The sequence below is a fragment of the Methylobacterium oxalidis genome (assembly GCF_007992195.1).
Taxonomy (GTDB): Bacteria; Pseudomonadota; Alphaproteobacteria; order Rhizobiales; family Beijerinckiaceae; genus Methylobacterium; species Methylobacterium oxalidis.
Genome location: NZ_BJZU01000131.1, coordinates 1 through 9,889 on the forward strand (window position 1 = coordinate 1; position 9,889 = coordinate 9,889).

Here is a 9,889-nt window from a genome sequence, read left to right on the forward strand (position 1 = left end):
CGATCGATTCAGGCCGGCCAGCCGCAGGCTTCGAGGCCTGCCCGCATGTGCTCCGGCACCGGCGCCTCGGCCCGGACCGGCTCCCGCTTCGGGTAGAGCGGCAGGGTGAGCGCGCGGGCGTGGAGCTGCAGGCCCGGGCCGCCGGAGCGGGGGGCCGAGCCGTAGATCGCGTCCCCGACGATGGGGAACCCCGTCGCCGCGCAGTGGACCCGCAATTGGTGCGTGCGGCCCGTGACCGGCCGCAGCTCCAGGACGCTGCGCGCCCCGTCGGGCGTGCGGCCGAGCACCCGGACCTGCGTCAGGGCCGGCTCGCCCGCCGGGTCCGCCTTCATCCACCAGCTGCGCGGGTCGTCCGAGCGGCGGGCGAGGGGCAGATCGATCGTCAGGGCGTCCGCCTCCGGCCCGCCCTCGACCAGCGCCCAGTAGACCTTCTCGGCGGCGGCTGACGCGAACAGGCGGCCGAGCCGGGCGAGGGCCTTGGCGTGGCGCCCGAGCGCGAGGCAGCCCGAGGTGTCGCGGTCGAGCCGGTGCACCGCCTCGGGGCGGCGCGGCAGGCCGAAGCGCAGGGCGTCAAGATGGTCGGTCAGGGTCTCGCCGCCCTTCGGGCCCGGATGCACGGGCAGGCCCGCCGGCTTGTCGATGACGAGCAGCAGGGCATCGCGGTAGAGGAGGCGGGCCCCTATGTCAGGCAGGATCATCGGTGGCACGGAATTTCGGGTCGGCGGATAGGGGCCGGCCTGCGGGAGCAGGGACGCATGAGTCAAGACGAGAAGCCCGGCTGGTTCGGCCGCCTGTTCGGACGCAAGGGCGCGCCGGCCGCCGAGGAGGCGCCGGAGCCGGCCCCGGAATCCCCGGCCCCGGAATCCCCGGCCCCGGACTCCCCGGCCTCGCCCTCCGAGGGCGAGCCCGACTTCGCCACCGGCGCCGACGACGTCAGCCACGTGCCGCTGCCGCCCTCCGAGCCCGCGCCGGACGAGCCGGACCGGAACGCCGTGCCCGACGAGATCGAGGGCGCCGACCTGCAGCCGATCGAGGGCGACACCGAGCGTCCGCCCGCCGGCACGGCCGGCGACGCGCCCGCGCGCGGGGCGGAGCCCGCCGACACGACCTCGCAGGCCTTCGAGCCCCTGCGGGCGGAAGACGGGCCCGACGGGACCCCGCCCGCGGATCACGGGTCCGAGACGTCCGGGACGGCGCAGCGCCCGATCACCGCCGCCGGCCTGGAGCCGGGCACCGCGGCGCCCGATCCCGACATCCAGCCCGTCGACACCGCGGCCGCTCTGGCCAACGACGCCGCCAAGGACTTCGACCTCGCCGAGGCGCCGGAGAAGCGCGGCTGGTGGGGCCGGCTCACCGCCGGCATGAAGCGCACCTCGTCCTCGCTCTCCGAGCGGGTGACGGGCCTGTTCACCAAGCGCAAGCTCGACGCGACCACGCTGGAGGATCTGGAGGACGCCCTGATCCAGGCCGATTTCGGCGTCGAGACCGCGACGCGGGTCTCGGAGGCGGTGGGCAAGGGCCGCTACGAGAAGGGCATCTCGCCCGACGAGGTGCGGGCGATCCTCGCCGCGGAGGTCGAGCGCGCCCTCGACCCCGTGGCCGAGCCCCTGCGGATCGACGCCGCGCGCAAGCCCTACGTCGTGCTGATGGTGGGCGTGAACGGGGCCGGCAAGACCACGACGATCGGCAAGCTCGCCCTGAAGCTGCGGGCGGAGGGGCGCAGCGTGATGCTGGCGGCCGGCGACACGTTCCGCGCCGCGGCCGTGGAGCAGCTCAAGGTCTGGGGCGAGCGCACGGGCACGCCGGTCGTCACCCGCGGCCAGGGCGCGGACGCGGCGGGCCTCGCCTTCGACGCGCTGCAGGAGGCCGGGCGCCAGGGCACCGACGTGCTCCTCATCGACACGGCCGGCCGCCTGCAGAACAAGGCCGGGCTGATGGCCGAACTGGAGAAGATCGTGCGGGTGATGCGCAAGCTCGACCCGGACGCGCCCCACGCCACGATCCTCGTCCTCGACGCCACCGTCGGCCAGAACGCCCTGAGCCAGGTGGAGCTGTTCTCGCAGGCCGCCCCCGTGAGCGGCCTCGTGATGACGAAGCTCGACGGCACGGCCCGCGGCGGCATCCTCGTGGCGCTCGCCGCGAAGTTCGGGCTGCCGGTGCACTTCATCGGGGTCGGCGAGGGCGTCGAGGACCTGGAGCCCTTCGCCGCCCGAGACTTCGCGCGGGCGATCGCGGGGCTGGAGAAGGACTGAGGCCGGCTCAAGGGCCCGCCCGCGCCACGTCGGTGCGGGCGAAGTCCTCGCCCTTGAAGAGGAGCGGCGCGTCGAGAGCCGTCGCGAGGGCGTAGGCGAAGCAGTCACCGAAGTTGAGGGCCGCCGGGTGGCGGCCCTTGCCGTACCGGGCGAAGGCGTCGGCCGCGCGGCGGGCGAGAGCGTGATCGACGGGCAGGACCTCGATCGAGCGCCGTTCGAGCCAGCGATCAAGGTCGACCCCGCCACCGAACCGTCCGGCCGCGACGATCGCGCATTCGAGGTACGTTCCGGCCGACATCACGCGCCGGCCCGCCAGGGACAGGAGCTCCGAGAAGATCGTCGCCTCGGGCTCCTCGGCGAGGATGGCAACGAAGGCGGATGTGTCGACGACGATCACACCGGCAGGCCGTTCTCGTCGTAGGCCAGGATCGCGTCGACCGGCCGGGGATCGGCAAGCGGACGGGCGTGCCAGCGCGCGCGCAGCTCCGCGTCGGCCGCCAGCCCCTCCGCCGCCCGCGCGCGGTCTCCCTCCAGCCGCTCGCGCTCGCGCCGCAGGGCGTCGAGGATGAGGGCGTCGCGGTCGCGGCCGGTGCGGGCCGCGAGGTCGGCGATGAGCGCCTCGATCTCCTCGTGGTCGATCCGGATCGTCATGGGGCGTCGGGCTCGGATAGGAAAGCGCGGGGTCATAGCTTACATCGGGGTCCGCGGCGGCGCCAGGAACGCGCCCTCGCCACCGCCGCGCCCCGCAAGCCGGACCCGTTGATGCAGATCGAATCCGTCCCCCCGCAACGCCACCTCGCGCCGCTGCCGAAGCTCGTCCTCGAGCTCGGGCCGCTGGTGCTGTTCTTCCTCGGCAACGCCTACGCGGAGCGCTTCGGCGTGGCCGCCGACCAGAAGCTGTTCGCGGCCACGGGCCTGTTCATCGTCGCCACCGTGGTGGCGCTCTCGATCCACTACGCGCTCATGCGGCGCCTGCCGATCATGCCGCTGGTCTCCGGCGTGGTGGTGGTGGTGTTCGGCGGGCTGACCCTGGTGCTGCAGGACAAGACCTTCATCATGGTCAAGCCGACCATCGTGAACACCCTGTTCGGCCTCGTGCTGCTCGGCGGCCTCGCCTTCGGCAAGTCGCTGCTCTCGGTGGTGCTCGACAGCGTGTTCGCGCTCACCGACGAGGGCTGGCGCAAGCTCACCTTCCGCTGGGGGCTGTTCTTCCTGGCGCTGGCGGCGCTCAACGAGATCGTCTGGCGCACCCAGACCGAGGATTTCTGGGTCAGCTTCAAGGTCTTCGGCATCATGCCGCTGACGATCCTGTTCGCGCTCGCCCAGACCCCGCTGCTTGCCCGCCACGAGCGCAAGGAGCCGGGCGCCGAGGACCCGGCGAAGGCCGCCTGAACCTTCGCCGCCGAGACTTCAGCGCGCCGACGCCTGCCCACCCGCTTGGCCGCCCGCTTGGCCGCCCGCCTGGCCGCCCGCCTGGCCGCCCGCTTGCCCCCCCGCCTGCGCCGCCCGGCGGACCTTGGCCAGCACGTCGGCGAGGTTCTCGGGCGTGACGATGCCCACGAGCTTGTCGCGGATGACGCCGTCCGGCCCGACGATGAAGGTCTCGGGCACGCCGTAGACGCCGAAATCGATGCCCACGCGCCCGCTCGCGTCGAGGCCGACCGCCGAGAACGGCACGCCGTTGCGGGCCAGGAAGCGGCGCCCGTTCTCCGGCGCGTCCTTGTAGTCGATGCCCACGAGCCGCAGGCCGGGCTCCTTCGCGAGCCGCATCAGCATGGGGTGCTCGACCTGGCAGGGGGCGCACCACGAGGCCCAGACGTTCACGAGCGTGACGCCCCCCCTGAGGTCGGCGCTGGAGAGGCCGGGCACCGGCCGGCCCTCGGCCTCGAGCCCGGGGACGCCCGGCAGCTCGAAGGACGGCACCGGCTTGCCGATCATCGCCGAGGGGATCGCGGCCGGGTCAACCCCGGAGCGCAGGCGCAGGAAGAACAGGCCGGCCAGCACCGCGAAGGCGACGAGCGGGACGACGAGGAGCAGCGAGCGGCGCACCGGCTCCGGGGCGGGCGTCGGCGCGGGGGTCTGGGCAGGGGGGTGGGCAGGGGGGAGGGAACGCGGCTCGCTCACGGCCGGCCCCGCCGCTGCAGGTCTTCGAGCGCGCGCTCCTGCGCCCGGCGGTCGCGGATCGCGTTGAGGACGAGGCCGCCCATCACGAGCCCCGTGAAGGCGTAGGCTCCGAGGATGAAGCCGGCATGGGGGCCGAGGTGGGTTTCGAAGCCGAGCATGGGGCGCCTCACAGGGCCTGGCCGAGGGGCGCGGCGCCCGCCGGCGCCGGCACGAGGGTGGGGGCGCCGGCGTCGAGCCGCTCGGCCTCGCGGATCGTGAGCGTGCGCACGCGGCGGCGCAGGATCTCGGTGCGCATGGCGTAGAGGTGGAGCGTGACGCCGAGGATCGTGGCGGCCAGGATCATGGTCAGGAGCGGGTAGAGCATCGAGGGGTCGATGGTCGGCCCGCCCATGCGCAGGATCGAGGCGGGCTGGTGGAGCGTCGACCACCAGTTCACCGAGAACTTGATGATCGGCAGGTTCACGGCGCCGACGAGGGTGAGGATCGCCACGGCGCGGGCGGCCCGGTTCGGATCCTCCATGGTGCGCCACAGGGCGATGATGCCGCAGTAGATCAGGAGCAGCACGAGCATCGAGGTCAGCCGCGCGTCCCAGACCCAGTAGGTGCCCCACATCGGCTTGCCCCAGAGCGAGCCGGTGACGAGGCAGACGAGGGTGAAGGCCGCCCCGATCGGCGCCGCCGCGCGCTGGGCGACGTCCGCCAGCGGGTGGCGCCAGACCAGCGTGCCGATCGCCGACAGCGTCATCGAGCCGTAGAAGAACACGCCGAGCCAGGCCGCCGGCACGTGGATGAACATGATCCTGACCGTCTCGCCCTGCTGGTAGTCGGGCGGTGCCACGAACCAGGACAGGTAGAGGCCGAGCCCGAGCGTCAGCGCCGACAGGCCGGCCAGCCACGGCCCGGCGGCGCCGGACCAGCGCAGGAAGTGGCCGGGATTGGACAGGCGGGTCCAGAGCGAGGCAGTCATGTCCTCCGCTTTAGCGCGGGGTGCGGTGCAGCGGCAATGCGGGGCAGCGGCGCAGCCGGGCCCGCCGCCCGGTTCGTCCTACTCCGACCAGCGCAGGGCCGCCGCCGCCGCGAGGGTGCCGACCACCGCCGCGATCAGGCTGAGCGCGGCCAGGATCGTCAGCGGCGTGGCGAAGGGCACGGTGCCGCCGATCGCCGACTGCGCCGCCGAGACGCCGAAGATCAGGGTCGGGATCATCAGGGGCAGGACCAGCACGGCGAGGATCAGCCCGCCGCGGCGGATCGAGGCGGTGAGCGCGGCGCCCACCGCGCCGACGAAGGTGAGCGCCGGGGTGCCGACGAGGAGGGTGAGGGCGGTCGCGGCCATGGCCGTGCCGTCGAGGGCGACCAGCAGGCCGAACAGCGGCGAGGCCAGCGCGAGCGGCAGGCCGGTGGTGAGCCAGTGCGCCGCGACCTTGGCGAGCACCACGACCTCCAGGGGTGCCGGGGCGCCCGTCATCAGGTCGAGGGAGCCGTCCTCCTCGTCGGCCTGGAACAGCCGGTCGAGGCCGATGAGCGTGGCGAGCACCGCCGCGAGCCAGAGGATGGCGGGCCCGATCCGCGACAGCAGGTTGAGGTCGGGCCCGAGGGCGAAGGGCACCAGCGCCACGATCATCAGGAAGAAGACGAGCGAGAGCGCGCCCGAGCCGCCGACCCGTGCGGCGAGCGTCAGGTCGCGGGCGACGAGGGCCCGGAAGGCGGAGATCACGCGACGGTCTCCGCGGCGTCCCAGGCCGCGTCCCCCGGCCCGCCCGCCGCCGGCGGGACCGGGCGCTCGATGCGCAGTTCCCGCGCGTCCGCGAGGCCGAGCCCCTGGTGGGTCGCCGCCACGACGAGGCCGCCGCCCGCCCGGTGCCGGGCCATGAGATGGGCGAGCACCGCCTGCGAGGCCGTGTCGAGGGCGGCGGTCGGCTCGTCGAGGAGCCAGAGGGGCCGGCGGCAGACGAGGAGGCGGGCGAGCGCCACGCGCCGCCGCTGCCCGGCCGAGAGGTAGGCCACGGGCAGCCGCAGCGCGTGGGCGAGGCCCATCTCGGCGAGCGCCTCGGCGGGCGCGAGCGCCGGGGCGCCGAGGAGGTCGCGGGCGAAGGCGAGGTTCTCCTCGGCCGTCAGCGCGCTCTTCAAGCCGTCCCGGTGGCCGACCACGTGCAGGCACTCGGGCAGGCTCGCCTCGCCGACCTCCGCCACCCGGACCTCGCCCGCGTCGGGCTTCAGCCGGCCGGCGAGCACGGCGAGCAGCGTCGACTTGCCGGCCCCGTTGCGCCCCGTGACCATCAGCGCCTCGCCCGGCCCGAGCGCGAAGGAGAGCCCCGCGAAGATGCGGCGCCCGGAGCGGCGGACGGCGAGGTTGGTGACGGAGAGCCGCACGGGGTCAGCCGAAGCGAGGGGAGGCGCTGCCCTCATAAGGCCGCAGCGGCCCAGCGTCCATGCGAGGGGCTTATGACCGAGACCCTCGCGCCCCGCGCCCGCCGCCGACACCCGCGCGCCAGTGTCATCGGGGCCCCGTAGCGGCGAGTTTCGAACTGTTCTATACGGGCCGCAGGCTGCGCCGCGCGACCCATCGGGCGTCCAATTCGCCCCTCGCGCATCATCCTGCCCGGGCACCCCCGGGGCGGCGCGCGCCGGCAACGGCGCGAGTTCAGCCGAACACTGTTCGTGGCGCAGGTTATGCCTGCGCGTGTTCGACAAACGCCAGCGAGGATCAGACTAGCCGTGGCATCGCTCGACAGCTTCAAGTCCCGCCAGACGCTCGACGTCGGGGGCAGGACCTACACCTACTACTCCATCCCCGAGGCCTCGCGGAACGGGCTCGCCGACGCCGCGGCGCTGCCCTTCTCCATGAAGGTGCTCCTCGAGAACCTGCTCCGCTACGAGGACGACCGCTCCGTCCGGCGCGCGGACATCGAGGCGGCGGTGGCCTGGCTCGGCAACCGCGGCAAGGACGAGACCGAGATCGCCTTCCGCCCCGCGCGGGTGCTGATGCAGGACTTCACCGGCGTGCCGGCCGTGGTCGACCTCGCCGCCATGCGCGACGCCATGGTGGCGCTCGGCGGCGACCCGCAGAAGATCAACCCGCTGGTGCCGGTCGACCTCGTGATCGACCACTCGGTCATCGTCGACGAGTTCGGCACCCCGAAGGCGCTCGCCGACAACGTGGCTCTCGAGTACCAGCGCAACGGCGAGCGCTACACCTTCCTGAAGTGGGGCCAGACGGCCTTCGACAATTTCTCCGTGGTGCCGCCCGGCACGGGCATCTGCCACCAGGTGAACCTGGAATACCTGTCGCAGACCGTCTGGACGCGGACGGACCCCGATTCCTCGGACGGCTCCGAGGTCGCCTACCCGGACAGCCTCGTCGGCACCGACTCGCACACCACCATGGTCAACGGGCTGGCCGTGCTCGGCTGGGGCGTCGGCGGCATCGAGGCCGAGGCCGCGATGCTCGGCCAGCCGCTCTCGATGCTGATCCCCGAGGTCGTCGGCTTCAAGCTCTCGGGGCGTCTGCCCGAGGGCACCACGGCGACCGACCTCGTGCTCACCGTCACGCAGATGCTGCGCAAGAAGGGCGTGGTGGGCAAGTTCGTGGAGTTCTACGGCCCCGGCCTCGACGACATGGCGGTGGCCGACCGCGCCACGATCTCCAACATGGCGCCCGAGTACGGCGCCACCTGCGGCTTCTTCCCCGTCGACCGCAAGACCATCGACTTCCTGCGCGTCACCGGCCGCTCGGACGAGCGCATCGCGCTGGTCGAGGCCTACGCCAAGGCGCAGGGGATGTGGCGCGACGCCGACACGCCCGATCCCGTCTTCACCGACACGCTCGCGCTCGACATGGGCGACGTGCGCCCCTCGCTCGCCGGCCCGAAGCGGCCGCAGGACCGGGTGCTGCTCGACGCCGCCAAGCCCGGCTTCGCGCAGTCGATGGAGAGCGAGTTCCGCAAGGCCGCCGACATCGCCAAGCGCTATCCCGTGGAGGGCGCGAACTTCGACATCGGCCACGGCGACGTGGTGATCGCCGCCATCACGAGCTGCACCAACACCTCGAATCCGAGCGTGATGATCGGCGCGGGGCTGCTCGCCCGCAACGCGGTCGCCAAGGGCCTCACCTCGAAGCCCTGGGTGAAGACCTCGCTGGCGCCGGGCTCCCAGGTGGTGGCCGAGTACCTGGAGAGCGCCGGCCTGCAGAAGCCGCTCGACGCGCTGGGCTTCAACCTCGTCGGCTTCGGCTGCACCACCTGCATCGGCAATTCGGGGCCGCTGCCGGCGCCGATCTCGAAGGCGATCAACGACAACGACGTGGTGGCGGCGGCCGTGCTCTCGGGCAACCGCAACTTCGAGGGCCGCGTGAACCCCGACGTGCGGGCGAACTACCTCGCCTCGCCGCCGCTCGTCGTCGCCTACGCGCTGGCCGGCTCGATGCAGATCGACCTCACTCGGGACCCGCTCGGCACGGGCTCGGACGGCAAGCCCGTCTACCTCGCCGACATCTGGCCGTCCTCGACCGAGGTGCAGGCGTTCATCGAGAAGAACATCACCTCCGCCCTGTTCAAGTCGCGCTACGCCGACGTGTTCGGCGGCGACGCGTACTGGAAGGCCGTCGAGGTGACGGAGGCCGAGACCTTCGCCTGGGATTCGGGCTCCACCTACGTGCAGAACCCGCCCTACTTCGAGGGCATGGAGAAGGTGCCGGCGCCCGTCACCGACATCGAGGACGCCCGCATCCTGGGGCTCTTCCTCGACTCGATCACGACGGACCACATCTCGCCCGCCGGCAACATCCGGGCGGCCTCGCCGGCCGGCAAGTACCTGCAGGACCATCAGGTCCGGGTGCAGGACTTCAACCAGTACGGCACGCGCCGCGGCAACCACGAGGTGATGATGCGGGGCACCTTCGCCAACATCCGCATCAAGAACCAGATGGTGCGGGACGAGGGCGGCACCGTGGTCGAGGGCGGCTGGACGCTGCTGCAGCCCTCGGGCGAGCGGATGTTCATCTACGACGCCGCGCAGAAGTACGCCGAGGCCGGCACGCCGCTCGTGGTCTTCGCCGGCAAGGAGTACGGCACCGGCTCGTCGCGCGACTGGGCGGCCAAGGGCACGAAGCTGCTCGGCGTGCGCGCCGTCGTCGCCGAGAGCTTCGAGCGCATCCACCGCTCGAACCTCGTGGGCATGGGCGTGGTGCCGCTGGTCTTCCAGGGCGACACGAGCTGGGCCTCGCTCGGGCTCAAGGGCGACGAGACCGTCACGATCCGGGGGCTCGCGGGCGAGCTCAAGCCGCGCCAGACGCTCGTCGCGGAGATCACCTCCGCCGACGGCACGAGGCAGGAGGTGCCGCTGACCTGCCGGATCGATACGCTCGACGAGCTCGAGTACTTCCGCAACGGCGGCATCCTGCCCTACGTGCTGCGCTCCCTGGCGGCCTGAGCGCCCGCCTCTCCGGGATGGGGGAGGGGGCCCGCGCCCGGTCGTTTCAGGTCGGCGCAGGCGGCGCCGGCGCCCCACCTCTCCCG

General features: G+C 73.1%; 11 protein-coding genes. 3 read left to right on the forward strand and 8 right to left on the reverse strand.

What is annotated here, in order from left to right; translation table 11 throughout:
• Positions 1 to 8 precede the first annotated feature (8 nt).
• A complete protein-coding gene (locus MOX02_RS24630) occupies positions 9 to 698 on the reverse strand; it encodes an RluA family pseudouridine synthase (RefSeq protein ID WP_147028469.1) in 690 nt (229 codons plus the stop codon).
• Positions 699 to 755: 57 nt separating this feature from the next.
• On the opposite strand from MOX02_RS24630, the gene ftsY reads away from it, so the two are divergent.
• Positions 756 to 2,252, forward strand: coding sequence for a signal recognition particle-docking protein FtsY (ftsY, locus tag MOX02_RS24635; RefSeq protein WP_147028470.1), 1,497 nt, complete (start codon positions 756 to 758; stop codon positions 2,250 to 2,252).
• A gap of 7 nt (positions 2,253 to 2,259) precedes the next feature.
• On the opposite strand, the gene MOX02_RS24640 is transcribed toward ftsY, so the two are convergent.
• Positions 2,260 to 2,649: a type II toxin-antitoxin system VapC family toxin gene (locus MOX02_RS24640; RefSeq protein WP_306424532.1), complete on the reverse strand. Its 390-nt coding sequence runs from the start codon at positions 2,647 to 2,649 to the stop codon at positions 2,260 to 2,262.
• Positions 2,646 to 2,903 (reverse strand): type II toxin-antitoxin system VapB family antitoxin, encoded by a 258-nt coding sequence (locus tag MOX02_RS24645; protein WP_170267981.1) that lies wholly within the window; start codon positions 2,901 to 2,903, stop codon positions 2,646 to 2,648. Before MOX02_RS24645 ends, MOX02_RS24640 begins: the two co-directional genes overlap by 4 nt.
• A 111-nt stretch (positions 2,904 to 3,014) precedes the next feature.
• On the opposite strand from MOX02_RS24645, the gene MOX02_RS24650 reads away from it, so the two are divergent.
• Complete coding sequence (locus MOX02_RS24650) at positions 3,015 to 3,644, forward strand: septation protein A (RefSeq protein ID WP_147028472.1); 630 nt, start codon at positions 3,015 to 3,017, stop codon at positions 3,642 to 3,644.
• Between the two features lie 18 nt (positions 3,645 to 3,662).
• Here MOX02_RS24650 and MOX02_RS24655 read toward each other — a convergent pair whose 3' ends face one another.
• From MOX02_RS24655 to ccmA, 5 genes are all read right to left on the reverse strand, one after another.
• Entirely contained in the window at positions 3,663 to 4,301 is a 639-nt protein-coding gene (locus MOX02_RS24655) for a DsbE family thiol:disulfide interchange protein (protein ID WP_147028473.1), read from the reverse strand.
• A gap of 71 nt (positions 4,302 to 4,372) precedes the next feature.
• On the reverse strand, positions 4,373 to 4,534 hold the full coding sequence (gene ccmD / locus MOX02_RS24660) for a heme exporter protein CcmD (protein ID WP_147028474.1): 162 nt from the start codon (positions 4,532 to 4,534) through the stop codon (positions 4,373 to 4,375).
• A gap of 8 nt (positions 4,535 to 4,542) precedes the next feature.
• Positions 4,543 to 5,343: a heme ABC transporter permease gene (locus tag MOX02_RS24665; protein ID WP_147028475.1), complete on the reverse strand. Its 801-nt coding sequence runs from the start codon at positions 5,341 to 5,343 to the stop codon at positions 4,543 to 4,545.
• 78 nt (positions 5,344 to 5,421) lie between these two features.
• Entirely contained in the window at positions 5,422 to 6,090 is a 669-nt protein-coding gene (gene ccmB / locus MOX02_RS24670; protein WP_147028476.1) for a heme exporter protein CcmB, read from the reverse strand.
• Entirely contained in the window at positions 6,087 to 6,746 is a 660-nt protein-coding gene (gene ccmA, locus MOX02_RS24675; RefSeq protein WP_147028477.1) for a heme ABC exporter ATP-binding protein CcmA, read from the reverse strand. The genes ccmB and ccmA overlap by 4 nt, the downstream gene beginning before the upstream one ends.
• Before the next feature lie 345 nt (positions 6,747 to 7,091).
• Between ccmA and acnA the strand changes: the two genes are divergently transcribed.
• Positions 7,092 to 9,803, forward strand: coding sequence for an aconitate hydratase AcnA (acnA, locus tag MOX02_RS24680; RefSeq protein ID WP_147028478.1), 2,712 nt, complete (start codon positions 7,092 to 7,094; stop codon positions 9,801 to 9,803).
• The last annotated feature ends 86 nt before the right edge of the window (positions 9,804 to 9,889 follow it).

What these genes read in the sequence shown, in the direction of transcription:
- MOX02_RS24630 (WP_147028469.1), bottom strand. Translation starts at nt 698, where the DNA reads ATGATCCTGCCTGACATAGGGGCCCGCCTCCTCTACCGCGATGCCCTG.
- ftsY (WP_147028470.1), top strand. Translation starts at nt 756, where the DNA reads ATGAGTCAAGACGAGAAGCCCGGCTGGTTCGGCCGCCTGTTCGGACGC.
- MOX02_RS24645 (WP_170267981.1), bottom strand. Translation starts at nt 2,903, where the DNA reads ATGACGATCCGGATCGACCACGAGGAGATCGAGGCGCTCATCGCCGAC.
- MOX02_RS24650 (WP_147028472.1), top strand. Translation starts at nt 3,015, where the DNA reads ATGCAGATCGAATCCGTCCCCCCGCAACGCCACCTCGCGCCGCTGCCG.
- ccmD (WP_147028474.1), bottom strand. Translation starts at nt 4,534, where the DNA reads ATGCTCGGCTTCGAAACCCACCTCGGCCCCCATGCCGGCTTCATCCTC.
- MOX02_RS24665 (WP_147028475.1), bottom strand. Translation starts at nt 5,343, where the DNA reads ATGACTGCCTCGCTCTGGACCCGCCTGTCCAATCCCGGCCACTTCCTG.